We start from the raw sequence: 21,691 nt of genomic DNA on the forward strand, positions 1-21,691 counted from the left end.
TCAGGAGAACATCAGTGACCAACACCGGGAAAAACTCCTCACTGGGGATCGTTTTTATCCTCGGCCTGCTGGCCATGTTAATGCCGCTGTCGATCGATATGTATCTGCCTGCGCTGCCCGGCATCGCCCGGGAGTTCGGCGTGCCTGGAGGCAGCGCGCAGATGACCCTCAGCACTTATATCCTGGGGTTCGCCATCGGTCAGTTGCTTTATGGGCCGATGTCCGACAGTCTGGGGCGTAAACCGGTGATTCTGGGAGGAACGCTGTTTTTCGCTGCTGCGGCGGTGGCCTGCGCGCTGTCGCAGACTATCGGCATGCTGATCGGTATGCGTTTTCTGCACGGTCTGGCTGCCGCCTCCGCCAGCGTGGTGATTAACGCCCTGATGCGTGACACATACTCCCGGGATGAGTTTTCGCGCATGATGTCTTTTATGATGCTGGTAACCACAGTCGCGCCGCTGCTGGCCCCAATGATGGGCGGCGCGGTGCTGGTGTGGTTTAACTGGCATGCGATCTTCTGGATCCTGGCCGCCGCGGCGCTGCTGGCGTCGCTGATGATCCTGTTTCTGATCGATGAAACGCTACCGCGGGAGCGGCGTCAGAAGTTTCACATTCGCACCACGCTGGGGAATTTTGCCACGCTGTTTCGCCACAAGCGGGCACTGAGCTATATGCTGGCCAGCGGCTTTAGCTTTGCGGGGATGTTTTCGTTTCTGAGTGCCGGGCCATTTGTTTATATCGAACTGAATCAGGTTCCGGCCCAGCATTTCGGCTATTATTTTGCGCTTAACATCCTGTTTTTGATTGTTATGACCACCATTAACAGCCGTTTCGTGCGCAGGGCGGGGGCGGTGAATATGTTCCGCTTCGGCCTGTTCGTTCAGTTTGCCATGGCGCTGTGGCTGGTGGCGACGCAGCTTGCGGGCGTGGGCTTCTGGGCGATGGTGCTGGGCGTGGCGGCGTTTATCAGCTGTGTGTCGCTGGTGTCGTCCAACGCAATGGCGGTGATACTCGACGAGTTTCCCCATATGGCAGGAACCGCGTCTTCGCTGGCGGGTACCTTCCGCTTTGGCATCGGCGCTATTACCGGCGCATTGCTGGCTATGGTGAGTTTTCGTTCCGCCTGGCCGATGATCTGTTCAATGGCGCTGTGCGCCACCCTGTCGATTCTCTTCTATCGCTACGCCAGTCGCCGCTAATCGCGGGGCCGACTTGCTTCAGGGCGCCGGACGGCGCCCTGTTTCTTAATCCATATCAACAAAGTTACCGGTAAAGCTGATATAGTTGTTTAGCGTTTGTAACGTTATGGGATAAGAAAAGTCACATCTTTGTAGTAAAAAAAGTTGAGTTAGCTCCCATAAAAGGGTACATATAGCGCAAAATTATGGGTTCCCGTCACATAAACATCCCCCGCAGCGGCTGTGACTTAGCGGTTATTCAGTGCGATGAAAGAGGGAGAGGGGACTCTGGTTGATGTAATGTTAAACAACATTATGTTAACCTTTGTGCAATAATTATATCAATATGAGTACTTCCGGGGACTTCAGTTTGAATACACTACAGCTTTCCATCGTCCATCGCTTGCCCAACAGCTATCGCTGGGCCGCGGGTTTAGCAGGTTCAAGTGTTGAACCGATTCCGCCCACGCCAAACGGCCTGTGCGAAGACAACAGCCTGGTAGGCCTTAAGCTCCTGAGTCCGAACGGCGACAAGGCGTGGTCGGTTATGCGTAACCTGAGCCTGGCTCTGAGCGATATCGACGTCGAAAGTTCGATTCTGGAGTGCGAAGGGGAGCCCTGCCTGTTTGTGCGCTGTCAGGATGAATACGCCACCACCTGCCGCCTGAAAAACTGCGGCGTAGCTATCGCCGAGCCATTTTCCGCCGCCGCGCCCTTCTAAGATAGTCTCAGTCGGGCGCCAGTAGTAGCTGACGGGTATATTCCGTTTCTGGCGCGCTAAACACCTTCTGACACTCTCCCTGCTCCACGACCTCTCCCTGCCACAGCACCACTACCTGATGGCAGAGCGCGCGCACCACCTGCAGATCGTGACTGATAAACAGATAAGCCAGCCGGTGTTTACGCTGAAGGTTTTTTAACAGCGCCAGGATCTGCGCCTGCACGGTTCTGTCCAGCGAGGATGTCGGTTCATCCAGGATAACCAGCTCTGGTTGCAGAATCAGGGCGCGGGCGATGGCGATACGCTGGCGCTGGCCGCCGGAAAACTCCGACGGATAGCGATACCGGGTCTCTGGATCCAGCCCGACCTCTTGCATCGTGGTGATGGTGCGCGCTTCGCGTTCCGCCGCGTTCAACTGGGGATGGTGAACTTTTAGTCCCTCTTCGATAATCTGCTGCACCGTCAGGCGAGGGTTCAGCGATGAATTGGGATCCTGGAATACCACCTGAATGCGGCGGCGTACTGGCAGCATCTGTTTACGATTCCACTGGTGCAGAGGCTGGCCATCGAACAGAATCGTGCCGCTGGAATGGATCAGGCGCAGCAGCGCAAGTCCCGTGGTGCTCTTACCGGAGCCGGATTCGCCGACAAGGCCGATGCTCTCACCCGGTCGCAGCGTAAAGCTCAGGTGACGAATACCATAGTGGTGACCCACGGTTCGTTTGAGAATGCCGCGCCGGACAGGGAAAGCCACTGCCAGGTTCTCTACCTGTAACAGCGGCGCCTGCTGCGAGTCAAACGCTTCGGGCTCCCCGGAAGGCTCCGCCGCCAGCAGCATGCGGGTATAGTCGTGGCCGGGAGAGGCGAAAAGTTGGCGCATGGTATTGTGCTCCACGCAGCGGCCGCGGCGCATGACGGTAACGTCATCCGCCAATCGTTGCACCAGATTCAGGTTATGGGTAATAAACAGCATGCCCATATTCAATTCTTTTTGCAGCTCGCGCAGCAGCGAGAGGATCTGAGCCTGAACCGTAACGTCCAGCGCAGTGGTGGGCTCGTCGGCGATCAGCAGTTCAGGGTGAGTCAGCAACGCCATGGCGATCATCACGCGCTGGCGCTCGCCGCCGGAAAGCTGATGCGGAAAATCGTTGAGTCGCTGCCCTGGGTTGCGGATCCCCACCCGCTCCAGGCAGGTAATAATTTCAGCGCGCGCCGGCTCTCGCCGCATACCCCGGTGCAGCGACAGCACTTCATAGAGCTGTTTTTCCACGTTGTGCAACGGGTTTAGCGATACCATGGGCTCCTGGAATATCATGGCAATACGGTTGCCGCGAAGAGCGCGCAGCGTCCTTTCCGGCGCGCGCAGTAGCGGCTGACCGTGGAAAAAGATCTCACCGGAAGGGTAGCTGACGGGCGGCGTAGGCAGCAGACGCAGCACCGAAAGGGCGGTCACGCTCTTTCCCGAACCGGACTCGCCCACCAGCGCCAGAGTCTGGCCCGCTTCGATTTTCAGCGACAGATCCTCCACCACCTTCTGTTGGTCAAAGGCGATGGAAAGCTGGTCTATCGACAGGAGCGGCGTGGTCATGGTTATCGTCCCCGGGATGGATCGAAGGCGTCGCGTACGGCTTCGAAAATAAAGATTAACAGCGACAGCAGAATCGCCAGCGACAGAAAGGCGGCGATCCCCAGCCAGGGCGCCTGGAGATTATTCTTGCCCTGCAGCAGCAGTTCGCCAAGGGACGGCGAGCCCAGCGGCAGACCAAAGCCCAGAAAGTCGAGCGAGGCCAGGGTGGTAATTGAGCCGCTCAGGATAAACGGCAAAAATGTCAGGGTAGCCACCATGGCGTTAGGCAGCATATGACGCAGGATAATAGCGCCGTCGCTAACGCCCATCGCCTGGGCGGCGCGAATGTAGTCGAAGTTGCGGGTGCGCAGGAATTCGGCGCGTACCACGCCCACCAGACTCATCCAGCCGAACAGGGTGGTAATGCCCAGCAGCCACCAGAAGTTGGGCTGCACCACGCTTGACAGCAGAATAATCAGAAACAGGGTCGGCATGCCGGACCAGACTTCAATTACCCGCTGTCCCCACAGATCGACGCGCCCCCCGTAATACCCCTGGAGCGCCCCCACAAGAATGCCGATAACGCTGGCGCACAGGGTGAGCATCAGGCCGAACAGAATCGAAATACGGGTGCCGTAGAGGATACGCGCCAGCACGTCGCCGCCGTTGGCATCGGTACCCAACCAGTTACCCGGCGCCGGCGGCGAAGGGAAGGGCTGGTCGGTGGCGAAGTTGATACTGGTGGCGCCAAAGCGGATTGGCGCCCACAGCACCCAGCCCTGAGATTCCAGCTTCTGGCGCAGCCAGGGATCCTGGTAATCCGCGCGGGTGGGCAGCGGTCCGCCGAAGTCGCTTTCGCGATAGTCGCTTACCACAGGGAAGTACCAGTTGCCCTGATAATGCACCGCCAGTGGACGATCGTTGGCGATCAGTTCGGAAAACAGGCTGAGTACGAAAATCACCACGAAAATCCACAGCGACCAGTAGCCGCGGCGGTTTTGACGAAAGCGCGACCAGCGCGCCTGGTTAACGGGACTAAGACGGCTCATGAACGCCCCTCGAAATCAATGCGCGGATCGACCAGGGTGTAGGTCAGGTCGCTGAGGATGTTCAGCAACAGGCCTACCAGAGTGAAGATATACAGGGTGCCGAACATCACCGGATAATCGCGGGAAACGGTGGCTTCATAGCCCAGGAGCCCCAGGCCGTTAAGCGAGAACATCACCTCTATCAGAAGCGAACCGGTGAAAAACATGCTGATAAAGGCCGCCGGAAAACCGGCCATGACCAGCAGCATCGCGTTTCGGAAAACGTGACGGGTCAGAATGCGCTTTTCATCCAGCCCTTTAGCCCGGGCGGTCACTACGTACTGCTTACGAATTTCGTCGAGGAACGCATTTTTGGTCAGCATGGTCAGTGAAGCGAATCCGCCGATAACGGTAGCCAGCACCGGCAGCGTGATGTGCCACAGATAGTCGGTAATCTTCTGGTACCAGGGCAGAGTATCGAAGTTAGCGCTGACCAGTCCGCGCAGCGGGAAGATATCCAGCCAGCTGCCGCCGGCGAAGAAGACGATCAGCAAAATAGCGAACAGGAACGACGGCACGGCGTAGCCAACGATGATCGCCGCACTACTCCAGATATCGAAGCGGCTGCCGTTACTGACCGCTTTACGGATCCCCAGCGGAATCGACACCAGATAGATAATCAGGGTGCTCCACAGTCCCAGCGAGATGGAAACCGGCAGGCTCTCTTTGATCAGATGCACCACGGAGGCGCTACGGAACAGGCTGTTGCCGAAGTCGAAACTCAGATAGTCCCTGAGCATTTTGAAGTAACGCTCGTGTATCGGTTTATCGAAGCCGTAGCGTTTGGTTATCTCCTCGATCACTTCCGGATCCAGACCGCGTCCCCCCCGGTACTGGCTTTCCCCCGGTCGGGCGATACCAGTATGGGCATGGCTGGCGCCTTCTCCGCCAGCGGTGACGCCGGGCATGCCGGGGGACTGACCAAACTGAATGGCGGCGATAGCCTGGTCGACCGGCCCGCCGGGAGCGACCTGAACGATGAAGAAATTCAGCGTGATGATGGCCCACAGGGTGGGGATCACCAGCAGTAGTCGACGGATAAGATAGGCGCTCATTATATTCCTTAGCGTCGTTCCGCCGGCAGGCGTGCGGCTTTGTTGATGTCATACCACCAGGTATCGAAACCCAACGAGTAACGCGGGCGAATCTCCGGATGGGAGAATTTATCCCAGTAAGCAAGGCGGTCGGTAGCCATATACCACATGGGCAGCATATAGAAATTCCACGTCAGCACCCGGTCCAGCGCTCGCCCCAGCGGCAGCAGCCTCTTCTCGTCGCCCTGATGGGCAATTATCTGGCTAATCAGCTTGTCCACCACCGGATCCTGAACGCCCGGAGTATTCCAGGTGGAGTCGATAAAGGCGGAATCCCAGAGGATCTGGAGATCGGAACTGGGATACGTCATGGCGCGGTATACCGTCGGCATCATATCGAAGTCGCGGCTGCGCAGACGGTTGGTGAGCTGGGAGTTATCCACCTGGCGGACGTTCATTTTAATGCCCAGCCGTTCCAGATTGTGGCTAAAGGGCAGCGCCCACTGATTATTGCCCCCGCCAGGCAGCAACAGTTCAAAAATGAAGGGCTTGCCGGTTTTGGCGTTAACCAGCTTGCCGGATTTTAACTCCCAACCGGCGGCCTTCAGCAGCGCCAGGGCTTTCAGAAGGTTATCGCGGTCGAAACCGTTCCCCCGGGAGACCGGCGGTTGATAGACCTGGCTAAATACCTCGGGCGGCAGCGATTTTTTAAATGGCGCCAGTATCGTCAGTTCGTCAGCCTGAGGGTAATTGCGGGCCGCATAGTCGGTGTTCTGGAAATAGCTGTTGGTACGGCTGTACGCGCCGTAAAACAGCGCCTTGTTCATCCATTCGAAGTCGAAGGCCAGAGTAATGGCTTCGCGCACCCGGCGATCGGCAAATATCGGGCGTTTGATATTAAAGGCCAGCCAGCGGGCATTCTGGGCGGAGTTGTTATTCTGCTCTTCGCGCACGATATGGTTATTGGTGAAGTTTTTTCCTACGTAGCGGGTCGCCCAGTTTTTCGGGCTGGGCTCTTCGCGAAAATCGAAGGCCCCGGCCTTAAAGGCTTCGAAGGCGACATTGTCATCCAGGTAGTAGTCATAACGGATAGTATCGAAATTCCAGCGGCCACGGTTAACCGGCAGGTCGGCGGCCCAGTAATCTTTCACCCGGCTAAAGATAACGTACTGCCCCATACGCCAGGCGCTGATGCGATAAGGCCCGCTGGAGAGCGGCGGTCTGGGGAGCGGTTCACCCAGATTGTGATGGCGCCAGAATTTTTCCGGCATCACCGGCAGGGTGAACAGGCTCAGCATGGTGTCCTTACTGGGCTTCGGCAGTTCGATACGAACGGTTAGTCGGGAGATTGCCTTAACCTTCACGCCCTTATAGTAGATACGAAACTGGGGCACCCCTTCGGTCATAAACTTATGGAAGGTATATTCCACATCTTTGGCGGTAATGGGACTGCCGTCGTGGAATCGGGCGCGGGGATTAATGCTGACTTCGCTCCAGGCGTAGTCAGCCGGATAGCGAGCCTTTTCGGCGACCAACGGGTAGTAGCTGCCCGGTTCGTCATCGGAGGTGGCAAACAGCGCGTCATACAGTTCACCGGTGCGGATACTCGCGTTGCCGCGTAGCGCATAACGGTTGAAGTTATCAAATGTGCCAATAGCCGACAGAGTGATATTGCCGCCTTTGGGCGCTGCGGGGTTAACGTAATCGAAGTGATTAAAATCGACGGCGTATTTAGGCTCTCCGAGTACGGAAAACGCGTAGCTTTCGTGAATTTCCTGCGCCATGACGGAACCGCTTATCAGGCCAAGCAGCAGGACGAATATGCGCACAAACATCGTCGTCAGCAATCCTGTTATAAAGGAAAATGCATCGCCGAAATAGTCTCTTCCTGAGGCGAACGGCGATAAGAACCACGGAAAAACCAGTGGCTTGATAATAAGTGACTGAGGCGCGATTGTGAAATTAATCCTGCCGCTTCTGCCATTCGATAAGCTCCTCGATGGGGAGTGGGGGACTGAACAGATAGCCCTGCAGATAATTAACCCCCTGTTCCACCAGCCAGCGGGCCTGCTCCTGAGTTTCAACGCCTTCGGCGACGGTGGCCATATTCAGGCGTTTTGCCAGGGTGATAACGGCGTCAAGCACTGGCGTTGTCACCGTTTCCATACCGATACTGCTAACGAAACCCCGGTCGATCTTCAGATAGTCGAGTTTAAAACGCTCCAGGTAGATAAGGGCGCTGTGGCCGGTACCGAAGTCATCCACTGCGATTTCAAAGCCCTGCTGATGCAGCCAGTTAAAAACGTCGCAGGCCACATTTTCATTCAGCATATCGCGCTCAGTGATTTCAAAAACCAGCTGGAAATGGTTCGCCGGCAGGGCGGCCACCAGATCGCGGATATCCTGCTTAAATTCCGGTGCGTGCAGGTGACTGGGGGCCAGATTAATGCCGAGCTTACTGCCGACCGGCAGTATCTGGCTCAGGCGCGGCGCATCCCTGGCGATTAACGTAAACAGATGGCGGGTTAGCGGTACAATCAATTGACGAGCTTCGGCCCAGGCGATGAAGACATCCGGAGAGATAGGGCCGGCGCTGGGATGATCCCAGCGCATCAATACCTCAACGCCGGTGAATTCCATTCCTGGTGCCGTAACAACCGGTTGCCAGACGATATGGAATTGGTTGCGGCGTATGGCGGTCGGGATTTCCCGTCCGTTACGCAACCGCGTCATCAGTATCAGGCTACACAGAAGCCCGCTTCCCAGGCCCAGCACCAGTCCGGCCAGCAGGCTGAGCTGGATATCCTCGGTGGTCAGGAGATCGCCATACAGCCACAGCGACATCGGGAATCCCTTGATATTGGTAATCCGGGTCGGGTGGCTCCACAGTTGATCTACCGCAATCACCCGCGGCGAAAAGGTGGTCAGCGCTTTATCACCAATCACCAGCGCGATACCGTTGACGTCCCTCTGGCGCTCGGTATAGAGCAGATAGGGGGTCAGGTTGACATTCAGGGTTGTGAATATGCCACGATCCGGTACCAGCGGGTTGCGATACCAGGCCGCAATGGCAGGTTTGTTAGGCAGCATGGGCGTGCCTTCCATAATCGCCAGATCCACCGCCTTATTAATGTTGATATTCGGCGCCAGCTGTTGAAGCGGTAAATCCATGTGGCCGGTGGCGGAAGAGCAGTAGGCGGCGCCATCCTTTACCAGTAAGAAAGCGCGTACGTTAACGTTGAAGGCGGCATGGGAGGTGAGCTGCGAGACGACATGACCGCAGTCCGTCATGGTCAGAGGCTGAATGGCCTGTGCCGTGGCGCTCAGTTCGCCAAAAAAGGCGTCCATATAGCCGCGAATATCCTGGATCAGAACGTCGTAGCTGGCCTGACGTTTATGATACAGCCAGCTTGCGGTAAAGCAGCCTGCAAAAATGGCGCATAATAGTCCAATGAGAAGGCTTAATGCAGCGATTCTTCTGGGCGTTGAGAGGTAATGGTCGAATATTTTTCTGCCGGGCACGTTAGAGACCAAATTAAATGTCTGTCTATGCGACGTTGTTTTAGCCACAGACTAAAAGGAAAGCATGCTTTTATATGTGAAGATAGTCACGTAAGTTAATAAAAGCATCCGTAGTATTTTGCTACTAAATGGTTTTTTCAGGTAATGATAATCATAGTGTAACCATAAAAAAAACGCTGCCCGGCAGCGCTTTTTCTTTCTCTTTCCCTGAGAAGGTATCAAGGGACTGAAATAATCTTAACTGCGGGTTAAAACCCGTCTTGCCTGGTTATAACGCTTGTTCCAGTACGGCTCATCGAGATTAGAAATCATGACGCCGCTGCTGGTGGATGCGTGAACAAACTGGTTATTACCAATATAGATGCCGATGTGACGTCCAGTGGAACCTGCACGGAACAGAACCAGATCGCCGGTGCGCAATTTACTGCGGGAAACGGGAGTGCCACTGCTTCTTTGTTGTGAGGTGGAGCGGGGAAGTTCAAGACCAAACTGTTCGCGGAATGTGCGTTGTACAAATGCGGAGCAGTCAACGCCTCTTTTGGTATCGCCGCCCAGTCGGTAACGAACCCCTTTCCAGCTGGCGTATTGATCCATTAAACGGGATTTAATATCCAGGTTGTGCACCATGCTTTCGAATTCGTCCTGAGAAGTCTGGAGTAAGAATCCGTTATTACCGCTGCTGGGTGAAGGTGTGTGCATAGTGTTAGCAGTATTGGTGGAGCTACAGGCCGAGAGCACGGCTGCCACCGCGACTGCGGGGATAGCCCGCAGAATATATCTCAAAATCGGCTGAGATGTGACCATTGTGTTTTTGATCCCTTGATGTCCTTAACGACAACGTCGTTATGAAAATGCCAAACGTGACGAGAATAAGTATCGAACGGGAATGAGACAAATCTGGAATAATAAAACTGTGGCATGGCGCACGTTTTATTATTCAGGGTACCCAAAAACCCGGCGATAAAACGAGAGAAAGATTACCCGATCAATCGCCGGTTGGCGAGGGCTTTTACGTCTGTTTTACGATAAGTTTTGTGATGGATAGCCTGTAAATGTTAGCGAATTTTACAAGAGCCTGGCGGTTAAAAAAAAGGTGTTGTGGTGGTTTTATGAACAAAAAGAAAAAGTGTTAGCGATGAGATCAAATAACTCAGAGAAATTGCCGGGAATTATTCCCGGCAATTTATGAAGGTTGTGTTGAATTAATTAGTCTGAAATGTTGCTTGTTTGTTTATATTTGCCGGGAAGATGACGGTCAAACCAGAGAATAATCCGATCGCTTAATGGGGTCATCAGGCACCAGGGCAGTCCCACCAGTACAACCGATAATGAACCGACAAAAACGTCGGTAAACCAGTGAGCACCGCTCATCATACGCGGCAGCGAGAAGAGCACCACAATGATCAGCGCGACGGTGAAGGCCCGGCGTCCGAAATAGCGCAGCATAAAGCCAGCGAAGATCAGCAGCATCATTCCGTGGTCACCAGGGAAGCTGTCACGCGAGGCGTCTTTAGTGGAAACCGGCAGCAGGTCACGGACGCGATGTGCGTTTTCAAAGGTCAGTGTCGGACTCGGGCGCTCTACCGGAATACGCTGCCCTAGCTGGTTCAGCACGACGGCGGTCAGCAGCATAGTCAGACCCATAATAAATATCCAACGCCGCTCGCGGGCGGAGCTTCCCCACCAGTAGCTTAGCATCAGCAGACCCATACACAGCAGCGAGCAGAGATCGAAAGCCCGGTTGTTAGTGATGGCTACCAGCCACAGAAAAGCGCGGCTGTTAACCAGCCCGGCGTTAAAGAAATGAAAAATACCGGAATCTATCGCAAACCAGAATCCGTGGTTCGCTGGCAGATACCACGAAAAGAACAGCGCCAGTCCCAGCGCGTTCAGTAACAGAATGTGAGTGTAATCAGAACGAGTCATAGGTTTCCCACCAGTAAACGCTGGTGGGAAACACGCTAACCGTTAACCGGTAAACGAATCGTCAACGGTGGCGGCGCTCTGACCCTCGTCGGGTAAACGAAGCTTCAACAAATCCTGTTGAAGTCGATTCCAGTCGCATTCTTCACTGTGAATGATCTCGATACGGCTGTCCGGCGGAGCCACATTCTGGGTTTCGATATGGAAATCCTGACCCTGGCGATTGATGCGCACCAGACCTTCGGGGATGCGCATAACGCCTTTAACACGCTCTACCGGCGCCAGGCGCGCCCATTCCAGCAGGCCGATGGTATCGAAGCATGTTTCCGGGTCGAAGATCCAGCCGCAGGCGTGGTGGCCCTGGCCGCTGTTCAGGCTGCGGCGCCAGCGTTGATGAGACGCCAGACTCAGGGCCGCCAGTCCCCGGGAAGCGGAATGAGAATGGCTGTGACCGGCGCTTGTGGGCAATGCCCGCAGATTGCGGCGCGGCTCTTCCAGCAGGGCGGGATCGATCTGGCCCTGGCTTACGGTAACGACTTTGCGCTCATCCTGATTGCGACTCAGCCATTCCTCCAGCGCCGCGCGGCTCTCCCGATCCTGCCTGTCAGCCTTATTGGCAATGATAATGTCGGCGGCGGCCAACTGGTCGCGGAAGTTTTCGTCGTTTTGCAGGCGGGGCTCCAGCAGCTGGCGCGGATCGAGCAGCGTCAGAGTAGCGCGCAGATCGATCCACGGTTGGTAAACGTCGGCGCTCAGCATATCCAGGATCTGTTTCGGATGCCCCAGCCCGGTGGGTTCGATCAGCAGGCGATCGGGTCTCCCCTGGCGCAGCAGAGTATTGAGTCCCACCTGCATGGGCAGACCGTTGACGCAGCACATACAGCCGCCGGGAATCTCTTTCAGCAGCGCGCCGCTATCGGCCAGCAGCGCGCCGTCAATACCTATCTCGCCAAATTCATTTACCAGCACCGCCCACTTCTCATTTTCAGGCTTGTGGGCCAGCAGGTGAGTGATGGTGGTGGTCTTACCGCTGCCAAGAAAGCCGGTAATCAGATTGGTTTTTGTCACAGGTGCTCCGGGATAATAGTGATGTTGCGGCAGCGCCGCGAAGGAACCGTACTATCCTGGCGAAAAAAAAACGAAAAGAGAAGGGCGCGGCCAGGCGTTTGCCGTCGCCCTGAAGGGTTAACCGGCAAGTGTCGCGGCTACGGCGCCGCGCGCGCCCTTACGGCACAGCAGATGCCAGGCTTGCTCCACGGCGTCGACAAAGGCGGGATTGGCCGGCAGGTCGTCGCCGAAGATCTCTTTGAGCGTCAGCAGTGCGCTAACGCGTTCCTGCTCGCTGCTTTGCGCCACCCGGACGGTGATTTTTTCCCGCAGCGGATCGCGGATGTCGATCGACTCGCCGCGATCGTCCACGCCGCTGACGTAGCGCATCCAGCCCGCCACGCCCAGCGCCAGTAACGGCCAGTCGCTATCGTTAGCCAGATGCCAGCGAATACCGTTCAGCATCCGCTGCGGCAGTTTCTGACTGCCGTCCATGGCGATCTGCCAGGTGCGGTGCGGTAGCGCGGGATTACTGAAGCGCGCGATCAGGCCGCTGGCGTAATCGTTCAGATCGACGTTGTGAATATTCAGCGTGGGCGCCTGTTCCTGTAGCATCAGGCGCCGGGCGGCGGTTTGGAAATCGGCGTCGGCCATGCAGTCGGCAATGGTATTAAAGCCCGCCAGATAGCCCAGCCAGGCAAGAAATGAGTGACTGCCGTTAAGCATGCGCAGTTTCATCTCTTCCCAGGGCAGGACATCCTGAACCATTTGTACGCCCACCTGCTCCCAGGCCGGGCGTCCGGCGACGAAGTTATCCTCAATCACCCACTGAATCCACGGCTCGGCGCAGATGCCGCAGGGATCTTCCACCCCCAGCGTATCGGCTATTTCTTGCAGTGATGACTCCGTGGCGGCGGGTACGATACGGTCTACCATGGTAGAGGGGAAGGTCACGTTATCGCGGATCCAGTCCGTCAGGGCTTTGTCGCGCTGTTGCGCCAGGCCCAGCACGGCATTGCGCACCGTATGACCATTGTCGGGAATGTTATCGCAGGAAAGTACGGTAAAAGGCGCCAGGCCACGCTCCCGGCGGCGAGCCAGGGCCTCCACCAGAATGCCCGGCGCGGAATGGGGCCGATCCGGATGCTCGAGATCGTGACGAATTCGCTCATTATTCACATCGAGCTGGCCGCTGGCCGGATCGATGCAGTAACCCTTTTCGGTGATGGTGAGCGACACAATGGCGACCTGAGGCTCGCAGAATTTTTCAATAATGGCGGGCAGACCATCGAGCCGGGCATTCAGGCATTCGTTAACGGCGCCGACTACGATAGCTTCACTACCCTGCGGGCCTTTTTCCAGCACGGTATAAAGGTGATCCTGAGCGCGCAGCGCGCTCATCAGTTTGTCGCCGCTGAACAGGCTGATTTCGCAAATGCCCCAGTCGCCGCCCAGCAGGTTTTGAACCCGGTCAGTCAGCAACGCCTGATGGGCGCGGTGAAAGGCGCCAAATCCCAGGTGAACGATGCGGCTTTTAAGCTGTGTGCGGTCATAGCCCGGCAGACGAACGCCGGACGGCAGCGCGGCGCTGGCGATAGTGTTCATGAAATGTTATTCCCGATAACCATTGATTAACATTGCCAGTGTAAAGTTATATGACAACAAATGAAATTGGTGTGCCTTATTTATCGGGGGAATGTGAAGTAGATCAACCAATACTGCGGATAATATTGACGGAATTTGCAGGGCATGTAGGGTAACTGCATTAACTGATTGGTATAACATCTTTTGCGAGGAGATGGCGATGGAACAAACCTGGCGTTGGTATGGGCCTAATGACCCGGTTACCCTTGATGATGTTCGGCAAGCGGGCGCGACTGGGGTGGTCACTGCGCTGCATCATATTCCCAACGGCCAGGTCTGGCCGGTTGAAGAGATCCGCGAGCGTCAGCGGCTGCTGGCGGAAAAAGGGCTCACCTGGTCGGTGGTCGAAAGCATTCCGATCCATGAAGATATCAAGACCCATAGCGGCGACTACGATCGGTATATCGCAGCCTGGCAGCAGAGCGTGCGTAACCTGGCCGAATGCGGCATTGATACCGTTTGCTACAACTTTATGCCGATTCTGGACTGGACCCGTACCGATCTGGCCTGGACTCTGCCGGATGGTTCAAAGGCGCTGCGTTTCGATCAGATTGCCTTTGCGGCGTTTGAACTGCATATCCTCAAGCGTCAGGGGGCCGAAGCCGACTATACCGACCAGGAGCGCGCCCAGGCGGCGGAGTACTTCGCCGCTATGAGCGAAGCTGATATTGATAAGCTGACCCGGAATATCATCGCCGGTCTGCCCGGGGCTGAAGAGGGTTATACCCTCGATCAGTTCCGAGCTCGTCTGGCGGAATACGACGGCATCGATAAAGCGAAGCTGCGCGAAAACATGGCTTATTTCCTGAAAGCGGTGGTACCGGTGGCAGAAGAGTCTGGCGTGCGCCTGGCGATTCACCCGGACGATCCGCCGCGCCCGATCCTGGGTCTGCCGCGTATTGTCTCTACCATTGAAGACATGCAGTGGATGAAACAGACCGTAGACAGTATCTATAACGGCTTCACGATGTGTACCGGCTCTTACGGCGTGCGCGCCGATAACGATCTGGTGAATATGATCGAAACCTTCGGCGATCGCATTCACTTTACCCATCTGCGCGCCACCTGCCGGGAACAGAATCCGAAAACCTTCCACGAAGGGGCGCATCTGCAGGGAGATGTGGATATGGTCGCGGTAGTGAAGGCGATTCTGAGCGAAGAGTCGCGACGTAAGGCGGCAGGTGACCTGCGTCCGATCCCGATGCGTCCGGATCACGGCCATCAGATGCTGGACGATCTGCATAAAAAGACCAACCCGGGCTATTCCGCCATCGGGCGTCTGAAGGGGCTGGCGGAAGTGCGCGGCGTTGAGCTGGCGCTGAAAAAGCTGCTGTTCCCTGAACTGCTGTAATCGGTTATCAAAAGAAACGGGAGGCCCTGGCCTCCCGTTTCTTTATGGCCGATTACTCGGCGCGTCCCATATAGCGGCGCTCGGCCACGTGAATACGGATTTTCTCACCAGTCACCAGATATTCCGGCACCTGAATCGTCAGGCCGGTTGAGAGGGTGGCCGGTTTGGTACGGGCGCTGGCGGAAGCGCCCTTAATGCCCGGTGCGGTTTCGGTAATTTCCAGATCCACCGTCTGGGGCAGCTCCAGCGCCAGTACCTGGCCGTCCCAGGTCAGAACCTGCATACCGGGAATACCGCCTTCGGGAATAAACTGCAGCTCGTCGGCAATCTGCTCCTGGTTAAAGGAGTAGGGGGTGTAGTCTTCGTCATCCATAAAGACGTATTCGTTGCCGTCGACGTATGAAAAATTAACCGGGCGGCGGCTGAGTATGATGGTGTCCAGAATATCGTCACCCTTAAAGCGCTCTTCCACCTTGAGACCGGTGCGGACATCCGAAAAGCGCATCTTATAGAGCGTGGCCGCGCCGCGGGCGCTCGGGGCCTGGATATCGATATCTTTCACCAGCAGCAGCTTGCCATTGTAGTTGACGGCCATGCCGCGCTTGATTTCGTTAGCTCTTGCCATACATCAATCCTGATCGATAACGCGATAAAAATATGGCGACAAGGTACTCGCGGCACCGCGTTCAGGCAAGAAAATTCTCTGTAGGTAAAGAGGGTGGCTGTGGGGGAAATGGGCTGTTAGAGTAGCGGTTTTTCCGGCCGGAGCCTTCAGATGGACTGTCGCCCTGACTGCGGTGCCTGCTGCACCGCCCCTTCAATATCCAGTCCGATCCCCGGTATGCCTGAAGGCAAGCCTGCGGGCGTGCCCTGCGTGCAGCTCGACGAGCGTCAGCGCTGTAAGCTTTTCGGCTCGCCACTGCGCCCTGCCGTTTGCGCCAGCCTGAGTCCGCACGCCGCGATGTGCGGCACCAGCCGGGAGCAGGCGCTGGCGTATCTTATCCATCTTGAGGAAGCGACGGCACCCTAAACGTCGCGAATGCGCAGTAAGCACCAGACGGCGACGGCAATCATTCCCAGCGCCAGCCAGAATACCGAATGATAGCTCCAGAGCTCTGCCGCTATACCTGCAAGCCCACCGGCGATAATCCAGCCAACGCGGGTGGTGTTGGTGTACAGCGTGGTGGCGGCGCCCGCCTGGCCTGGCATCAGGTCCTGGAAATAGAGCATGCCGATGCCCGCCAGTATCCCGATATAGACGGCATTCATCAGCTGTAGCGCCAGCAGCAGCATCGGGCTGTGCAGCGTCAGCATACCGATATAGAACAGCATCCCGCCGACCATCGCCACCCGTATCAGAAAGCGTTTGCCGAAGCGCCGGGCGTAATAGCCGGCAATAAGCATGGTGGGAATCTCCAGCCCGGCAGCGGTGCCCATCATCAGCCCGGCCAGTTTTTCCGGCAGTTTAAGCTCGTGGATGATGTAGAGCGGCATATTAATGATGTAGAGACTGTTGCTGCCCCACATCATGGTACAGGCGATGAACAGCAGCAGGGCATCGTGGCGATTACTGTGCGGTGCTTCCAGGCGGCCCGCCCCGGCGGCGGGATCCTTACGCATCGACGGCAGCCAGAACCAGACGATGAGCCCGCACACGATAAAGGCCGCTGCGGCACTCAGATACATCGCCTGAAAACCAAAACCCAGGGCCAGCGCATAGGCCAGTGGCGGCCCCACCACCCAGGCCAGTGACACCTGGGCGCGCAGGATAGAGCTGAACATGACCGCTTCGCGCCCGGTACGATCTGCGTGCTCCCGGGCCAGGGCGAACATCTGCGGGTTCGCCGTAGAACCAAAGCTACTCAGAAAGACGCCAATAAATAACAGAATAAAGTAGTTACGGTTCCAGGCGAACAGTACGCAGGCCAGCGCCCCCAGCAGGCAGCAGACCAGGATCAGGCTTTTGCGATCGCCTCGCCTGTCAGAATGGCTGGCCAGAAACTGACTGACCAGGATGCCGATAACCGCGCTGCCGGTAAAGAACAGTCCCACCATGGCCGGACGGGCGTGTACCTCTTCGCTCAGGAACAGGCTCAGGGTAGGCGTCTGGAGCGCGCCGGCAATACCGGTCAGAAACGCGACGATCAGGAACGCCGCCGACGTCAGGTTCACGGGGCCTGAACGAGGCAGGGTAGAGTCAGGTTGCATGGAAAATGTTTGAGTTGATGAATTAACGCGCGCAGTGTAACGGGCCTGAAGATAAATAAACAGTCACTAAAATCAAAATCGGCATCGAAAATCAAAACGCTATTCCATCTTTGTAAGCAGGGCGGTGAGTGATGAGCGGTTTTTTGGCGCCGCACCGGGGGCTGATATCGGCTGAAACTGTGCTGAAAATCAAACTTCTGTGGCCGGAATCAGCCAGGAACTTGCCTGAATTCGGTGAATGACGGACACTATTGCGGGATTTTTTGAAACGTTTCAGCGCCTATATCCTGCGGCGAAAAGTTGCATGGCGTCGTTTTTTATGGTCCGATAGCTGAAACGTTTCAATTTATGACGGGAGTCGCTATGCCGCACGCGGGGCGCCAGACTCTTTCCATTGGACCGGCGGAGCGCTGATGGAAAAGGGGCCGCACAGCCAGTTAATTTTTGATGCCGGTACCCTGATACTGGATGCGGAAGCCCGCGATCTGGCGGTGCTTCAGGCCCTGAATATCGGGATGCTGAAGGCCAGAGGCGCGATTAACGATGCTTTCGCGCATAGCGCCAGTGAACAGTGCCCTAATCATCTGGGGCAGGGGGTCTGGCTGAACGACAGCCTGCACGGTAATCTCATCAGCGCTGTCGCCATCAGCCGCCCCAGAACGCCATTCCTGGCAGACGGGCTCCCGGTCGCGTTGCTAATCACCACGTCGGTGGCGGATGATAAAGCGCTGCAAATTCTGGGGCGTCTGAGCGCGCTGCTCAGCCAGGGAGAGGGTGAACGTCTGCTAAACGCTAACGTCGCGACGCTGCTGAGGCTGCTGACCCGGGATGAAACTGCCAGTGAACCCACGCCGCAGATAGCAGATTTTGTGATACGCAACGAATACGGTATTCATGCCCGTCCGGGCGCCGTACTGGTCAATATTATCAAACAGTTTAAGAGTGACATTACCGTGATAAACCTCGACGGAACGGGCAGGGCGGCCAGCGGCCGCAGCCTGATGAAGATAGTCGCGCTGGGCGCGAAAAAGGGACACCGTCTGCGTTTTACCGCCTGTGGCGAGGATGCCTCACCCATGCTGAAAGCGATCGGTGAAGGCATCGCCAGTGGCCTGGGGGAGGATGTGGCATGACCAGACGCGTTGCCACTATTACCCTTAATCCGGCCTATGACCTGGTGGGTTTTTGTGAAGAGATTGAGCGCGGCGAAGTGAACCTGGTGCGCACCACCGGTCTGCACGCTGCAGGAAAGGGCATTAACGTCGCTAAGGTGCTGAAGGATCTGGGCATCGACGTGACCGTCGGCGGCTTTCTGGGGAAAGAGAATCAGGAAGGCTTCCAGCACCTGTTCAGCGAACTGGGTATCGCCAACCGCTTTCAGGTGGTGCAGGGGCGAACCCGCATCAATGTGAAGATGACCGAAAAAGATGGCGAAGTGACCGATCTCAACTTTTCCGGTTTTGAAGTGACCCGCCCGGACTGGGAGCGTTTTGTTACCGATTCCCTGAGCTGGCTGGGCCAGTTTGACATGGTGTGCGTCAGCGGTAGTTTGCCGGTGGGTGTACAGCCCGACGACTTTACCGACTGGATGGTACGCCTGCGCCGCCAGTGTCCGTGCATTATCTTCGACAGCAGCCGCGAAGCGCTGAAGGCCGGTCTTAAAGCGGCGCCCTGGCTGGTGAAACCTAATCGTCGTGAACTGGAGATCTGGGCCGGTCGCCCGCTGGAGGGCATGCAGGATGTCGTTGAAGCAGCCCATCAGCTGCGCGAACAGGGCATTGCCCATGTGGTGATTTCTCTTGGCGCCGAAGGGGCGCTGTGGGTCAATGCCTCCGGCGCCTGGATAGCCCGTCCACCTGCCTGCGACGTGATCAGCACCGTCGGCGCCGGTGATTCCATGGTCGGCGGCCTGATCTATGGGCTGCTGATGCGCGAAAGTAGCGAACATACCCTGCGTCTGGCGACGGCGGTGGCGGCACTGGCGGTGAGCCAGAGCAATGTAGGCGTCAGCGATCGTTCCCGGCTGGCCGCCATGATGGCGAAGGTGGAATTAAAACCGTTTAATGGCTGAATGACGCGGGGCCGGCTGTCGGCCCCGCGATGTGCGGCGATTAGTCGTTCTGCTGGGCGCGCAGCCAGGCAATCTCTTTATCCCAGATATCCGGATTAATGGTTTCCAGTATCAGCGGAATGCCGTCGAAGCGCGGATCGCGCATTATCCAGCGAAAGGCTGTATGGCCGATATTGCCTTCGCCCAGGCTGTGGTGGCGATCCACCCGGCTGGCGAATTCGCTTTTCGCGTCGTTCAGATGCATGCCCCGCAGATAGTGAAAGCCGACCGTTCGTTCGAAATCGGCAAAGGTTTCGCGACAGGCTTCTTCGGTGCGCAGGTCGTAGCCGGCCGCGAATGCGTGGCAGGTATCAATGCAGACCCCTACCCGCGACTTATCCTCGACGCCTTCGATAATTTCCGCCAGCTGTTCGAAGCGGAATCCCAGGTTACTGCCCTGACCGGCGGTGTTCTCAACGACCGCCGTCACCCCTTCGCTCTGCTCCAGCGCAATATTGATGGAGTCGGCGATGCGCGCCAGGCATTCGGATTCGGAAATCTGTTTAAGGTGGCTACCGGGGTGGAAGTTAAGCAGCGAAAGCCCCAGTTGCTGGCAGCGCTGCATTTCGTCGATAAAGGCAGTACGCGATTTTTCCAGCGCCTCCTGAACCGGGTGGCCCAGATTAATCAGGTAGCTGTCATGGGGCAGGATCTGGCCTGGGCCAAAATGGTACTTTTTACAGGCCGCCTTAAAATTTTCGATGGTCTCTTCGCTGAGCGGCGCAGCCCGCCACTGGCGCTGATTTTTGGTAAACAGGGCGAAAGCGGTGGCTTCCAGCTCTGCGGCGCGGATAACGGCGTTCTCCAGGCCGCCAGCCGCGCTGACGTGCGCTCCAATATACTTCATTATCGTTGTTCTCCGGTCGTCCCGCAGGGAAGTGCCTATAATAGCGGTTCGACCGGCAAAAATCTTATCCCCTTTATACTTCGGGCTGCCTCTTTGTTGGCGGTCTTTGCTCGCCCCGGCCCCTGGTATGGCGATGCTCCCGGGGGGATGAGCCTGCGGGCCGGCGTACACGTTGTTCAAACCGGTTTGTCGCTCGGTTGCCGCTTTGATGCAATCCGAACTAATTCGGGTATCAATCACGATGAGAACAGATGTTGCACCGCCAGATTAATGGTGCCACCGCCGACAATCAGCCAGATAAACAGGATGAGCGCTAACAGCATCGGCCGCAGCCCGGCTTTTTTCAGGGCGCTGACGTGGGTAGTCAGACCCAGAGCCGCCATGGCCATGGCCAGCAGCGCGGTATCCAGTGCGACTATCTCCTGTACCAGCGTATCCGGCAGCAGGTGAAAGGAGTTAAACACTGCCACCACAATAAACAGCACCGCGAACCAGGGAATGGTGATTTTACTCTTTTCCTGTTGACCGGTAGGGGCCAGTTGCTTCACTCGCGCCGCCAGCAGCAAGAGGAAGGGGGCCAGCATCATCACCCGCAGCATTTTGGCGATGACCGCGCTGTTTTCGGTTTCCGGGCTGACGGCGTGCCCTGCGGCCACCACCTGAGCTACTTCGTGTACCGTTGAGCCTGTATAGATACCGAAGGTTTCCGGGGTAAACCAGTGGCTGAGCAACGGCCACAGCGCCGGGTAAATAAAGATGGCGAGGGTACCAAATATCACCACGGTTGCTACCGCCACGGTGACCTTACTGGCCTCCGCCCTGGCCACTGGCTCTGATGCCAGTACCGCCGCCGCGCCGCAGATGCTGCTGCCGGCGCCAATCAGCCAGCTGGTCTGACGATCAAGACCGAACAGGCGCTGGCCCAGCAGACAGGCCAGCCCAAAGGTGCTGGAAAGGGTCAGAATATCGATAACGATGCCGCTGGCGCCGACATCGGCAATTTGCGCAAAGGTCAGGCGAAAGCCGTAGAGAATAATCCCCAGTCGCAGCAGATGCTGCTTAGAAAAAAGCACTCCTGCGTCACACTGACGCCATACTTTAGGGTAAAGGGTATTACCCACCACCATACCGAGCAAAATGGCCAGCGTCAGGGCGCTGAATCCGGCGCCTGCCACCAGGGGCTGATTGCCGCCCCACAGGGCGATAGCGGCAATCAGCGCGCTCAGCAGCAGGCCTGGCGCGAAGTGCCACAGGGTACGACGGTGTGGCGCGGATAACGTAGACGTTGTCATAAATCTCCTCCCGAATGATGGGGAGAAGCTTAAGCCCGGCTGGTATAAAGATAAAATTGATTATATCTTTATAATCAATCTGAATAAGTAGTAACGCTCGTCATGCTTCAGGCTGTAGATAGGTTAGCGGTACTTAGCCATTCGGCCCGTTCATGGGCC

Annotated in this window: 20 protein-coding genes; 6 read left to right on the top strand and 14 right to left on the bottom strand. The window is 56.7% G+C overall.

The genetic code is table 11. The features are described 5' to 3' along the window. The first annotated feature begins 14 nt into the window (after positions 1-14). The gene (locus V3W49_RS10995) at positions 15-1,199 is read left to right on the top strand and encodes a Bcr/CflA family multidrug efflux MFS transporter (RefSeq protein WP_500145431.1); all 1,185 of its coding nucleotides are present in this window, start codon (positions 15-17) and stop codon (positions 1,197-1,199) included. A 349-nt stretch (positions 1,200-1,548) separates the two neighbouring features. After that, positions 1,549-1,899, top strand: coding sequence for a YejG family protein (locus tag V3W49_RS11000; RefSeq protein ID WP_500145433.1), 351 nt, complete (start codon positions 1,549-1,551; stop codon positions 1,897-1,899). A gap of 7 nt (positions 1,900-1,906) precedes the next feature. Here the strand turns inward: V3W49_RS11000 and yejF are convergent, their stop codons facing one another. From yejF to V3W49_RS11050, 10 genes are all read right to left on the bottom strand, one after another. Next, complete coding sequence (gene yejF, locus V3W49_RS11005; RefSeq protein WP_500145435.1) at positions 1,907-3,487, bottom strand: microcin C ABC transporter ATP-binding protein YejF; 1,581 nt, start codon at positions 3,485-3,487, stop codon at positions 1,907-1,909. Positions 3,488-3,489: 2 nt separating this feature from the next. Further along, positions 3,490-4,515: a microcin C ABC transporter permease gene (locus V3W49_RS11010; protein ID WP_500145436.1), complete on the bottom strand. Its 1,026-nt coding sequence runs from the start codon at positions 4,513-4,515 to the stop codon at positions 3,490-3,492. Continuing rightward, positions 4,512-5,609 (bottom strand): microcin C ABC transporter permease YejB, encoded by a 1,098-nt coding sequence (locus V3W49_RS11015; RefSeq protein ID WP_500145437.1) that lies wholly within the window; start codon positions 5,607-5,609, stop codon positions 4,512-4,514. The genes V3W49_RS11010 and V3W49_RS11015 overlap by 4 nt, the downstream gene beginning before the upstream one ends. An 8-nt stretch (positions 5,610-5,617) precedes the next feature. Beyond that, positions 5,618-7,423 carry an extracellular solute-binding protein gene (locus V3W49_RS11020; RefSeq protein WP_500145438.1) on the bottom strand — a complete coding sequence of 602 codons (1,806 nt, stop codon included), beginning with the start codon at positions 7,421-7,423 and terminating at the stop codon, positions 5,618-5,620. Positions 7,424-7,440: 17 nt separating this feature from the next. Beyond that, entirely contained in the window at positions 7,441-7,572 is a 132-nt protein-coding gene (locus tag V3W49_RS11025; protein WP_500145439.1) for a hypothetical protein, read from the bottom strand. Continuing rightward, a complete protein-coding gene (pdeN, locus tag V3W49_RS11030; protein ID WP_500145441.1) occupies positions 7,551-9,122 on the bottom strand; it encodes a cyclic di-3',5'-guanosine monophosphate phosphodiesterase PdeN in 1,572 nt (523 codons plus the stop codon). Before pdeN ends, V3W49_RS11025 begins: the two co-directional genes overlap by 22 nt. Positions 9,123-9,347: 225 nt before the next feature. Beyond that, on the bottom strand, positions 9,348-9,914 hold the full coding sequence (gene mepS / locus V3W49_RS11035) for a bifunctional murein DD-endopeptidase/murein LD-carboxypeptidase (protein WP_500145443.1): 567 nt from the start codon (positions 9,912-9,914) through the stop codon (positions 9,348-9,350). A gap of 402 nt (positions 9,915-10,316) precedes the next feature. Then, complete coding sequence (locus tag V3W49_RS11040) at positions 10,317-11,036, bottom strand: phosphatase PAP2 family protein (protein WP_500145444.1); 720 nt, start codon at positions 11,034-11,036, stop codon at positions 10,317-10,319. Between the two features lie 42 nt (positions 11,037-11,078). After that, positions 11,079-12,101: a CobW family GTP-binding protein gene (locus tag V3W49_RS11045; protein ID WP_500145445.1), complete on the bottom strand. Its 1,023-nt coding sequence runs from the start codon at positions 12,099-12,101 to the stop codon at positions 11,079-11,081. A gap of 117 nt (positions 12,102-12,218) precedes the next feature. Continuing rightward, positions 12,219-13,685 (bottom strand): mannitol dehydrogenase family protein, encoded by a 1,467-nt coding sequence (locus tag V3W49_RS11050; protein ID WP_500145446.1) that lies wholly within the window; start codon positions 13,683-13,685, stop codon positions 12,219-12,221. A 199-nt stretch (positions 13,686-13,884) separates the two neighbouring features. Between V3W49_RS11050 and uxuA the strand changes: the two genes are divergently transcribed. Next, on the top strand, positions 13,885-15,075 hold the full coding sequence (gene uxuA, locus V3W49_RS11055) for a mannonate dehydratase (RefSeq protein ID WP_500145448.1): 1,191 nt from the start codon (positions 13,885-13,887) through the stop codon (positions 15,073-15,075). Positions 15,076-15,127: 52 nt separating this feature from the next. Here uxuA and yeiP read toward each other — a convergent pair whose 3' ends face one another. Next, positions 15,128-15,700 (bottom strand): elongation factor P-like protein YeiP, encoded by a 573-nt coding sequence (yeiP, locus tag V3W49_RS11060; protein ID WP_500145449.1) that lies wholly within the window; start codon positions 15,698-15,700, stop codon positions 15,128-15,130. A gap of 150 nt (positions 15,701-15,850) precedes the next feature. Here yeiP and V3W49_RS11065 point away from each other — a divergent pair, with 150 nt between their 5' ends. Continuing rightward, positions 15,851-16,105, top strand: coding sequence for a YkgJ family cysteine cluster protein (locus tag V3W49_RS11065; protein ID WP_500145450.1), 255 nt, complete (start codon positions 15,851-15,853; stop codon positions 16,103-16,105). On the opposite strand, the gene setB is transcribed toward V3W49_RS11065, so the two are convergent. Further along, complete coding sequence (gene setB, locus V3W49_RS11070) at positions 16,102-17,283, bottom strand: sugar efflux transporter SetB (RefSeq protein WP_500145452.1); 1,182 nt, start codon at positions 17,281-17,283, stop codon at positions 16,102-16,104. The genes V3W49_RS11065 and setB overlap by 4 nt on opposite strands. A gap of 413 nt (positions 17,284-17,696) precedes the next feature. Here setB and V3W49_RS11075 point away from each other — a divergent pair, with 413 nt between their 5' ends. Continuing rightward, complete coding sequence (locus tag V3W49_RS11075; RefSeq protein ID WP_500145454.1) at positions 17,697-18,416, top strand: HPr family phosphocarrier protein; 720 nt, start codon at positions 17,697-17,699, stop codon at positions 18,414-18,416. After that, positions 18,413-19,354, top strand: a complete 942-nt coding sequence (gene fruK / locus V3W49_RS11080) for a 1-phosphofructokinase (protein ID WP_500145455.1) — start codon at positions 18,413-18,415, stop codon at positions 19,352-19,354. The genes V3W49_RS11075 and fruK overlap by 4 nt, the downstream gene beginning before the upstream one ends. 40 nt (positions 19,355-19,394) lie before the next feature. Here the strand turns inward: fruK and nfo are convergent, their stop codons facing one another. Next, a complete protein-coding gene (nfo, locus tag V3W49_RS11085; RefSeq protein WP_500145456.1) occupies positions 19,395-20,240 on the bottom strand; it encodes a deoxyribonuclease IV in 846 nt (281 codons plus the stop codon). A gap of 236 nt (positions 20,241-20,476) precedes the next feature. Beyond that, positions 20,477-21,532 (bottom strand): YeiH family putative sulfate export transporter, encoded by a 1,056-nt coding sequence (locus V3W49_RS11090; RefSeq protein ID WP_500145457.1) that lies wholly within the window; start codon positions 21,530-21,532, stop codon positions 20,477-20,479. Positions 21,533-21,691 lie beyond the last annotated feature (159 nt).

Source organism: Rosenbergiella sp. YN46 (assembly GCF_036620675.1).
Classification (GTDB): Bacteria; Pseudomonadota; Gammaproteobacteria; order Enterobacterales; family Enterobacteriaceae; genus Jejubacter.

Bases quoted from the DNA above. Each gene is read 5' to 3' on its own strand.
- V3W49_RS11050 (WP_500145446.1), bottom strand. From the start codon at position 13,685: ATGAACACTATCGCCAGCGCCGCGCTGCCGTCCGGCGTTCGTCTGCCG.
- fruK (WP_500145455.1), top strand. From the start codon at position 18,413: ATGACCAGACGCGTTGCCACTATTACCCTTAATCCGGCCTATGACCTG.
- yeiP (WP_500145449.1), bottom strand. From the start codon at position 15,700: ATGGCAAGAGCTAACGAAATCAAGCGCGGCATGGCCGTCAACTACAAT.
- V3W49_RS11075 (WP_500145454.1), top strand. From the start codon at position 17,697: ATGGAAAAGGGGCCGCACAGCCAGTTAATTTTTGATGCCGGTACCCTG.
- uxuA (WP_500145448.1), top strand. From the start codon at position 13,885: ATGGAACAAACCTGGCGTTGGTATGGGCCTAATGACCCGGTTACCCTT.
- V3W49_RS11025 (WP_500145439.1), bottom strand. From the start codon at position 7,572: ATGGCAGAAGCGGCAGGATTAATTTCACAATCGCGCCTCAGTCACTTA.
- setB (WP_500145452.1), bottom strand. From the start codon at position 17,283: ATGCAACCTGACTCTACCCTGCCTCGTTCAGGCCCCGTGAACCTGACG.
- yejF (WP_500145435.1), bottom strand. From the start codon at position 3,487: ATGACCACGCCGCTCCTGTCGATAGACCAGCTTTCCATCGCCTTTGAC.
- nfo (WP_500145456.1), bottom strand. From the start codon at position 20,240: ATGAAGTATATTGGAGCGCACGTCAGCGCGGCTGGCGGCCTGGAGAAC.
- mepS (WP_500145443.1), bottom strand. From the start codon at position 9,914: ATGGTCACATCTCAGCCGATTTTGAGATATATTCTGCGGGCTATCCCC.
- V3W49_RS11020 (WP_500145438.1), bottom strand. From the start codon at position 7,423: ATGTTTGTGCGCATATTCGTCCTGCTGCTTGGCCTGATAAGCGGTTCC.
- V3W49_RS11090 (WP_500145457.1), bottom strand. From the start codon at position 21,532: ATGACAACGTCTACGTTATCCGCGCCACACCGTCGTACCCTGTGGCAC.
- V3W49_RS11065 (WP_500145450.1), top strand. From the start codon at position 15,851: ATGGACTGTCGCCCTGACTGCGGTGCCTGCTGCACCGCCCCTTCAATA.
- V3W49_RS11015 (WP_500145437.1), bottom strand. From the start codon at position 5,609: ATGAGCGCCTATCTTATCCGTCGACTACTGCTGGTGATCCCCACCCTG.
- V3W49_RS11040 (WP_500145444.1), bottom strand. From the start codon at position 11,036: ATGACTCGTTCTGATTACACTCACATTCTGTTACTGAACGCGCTGGGA.
- V3W49_RS11010 (WP_500145436.1), bottom strand. From the start codon at position 4,515: ATGAGCCGTCTTAGTCCCGTTAACCAGGCGCGCTGGTCGCGCTTTCGT.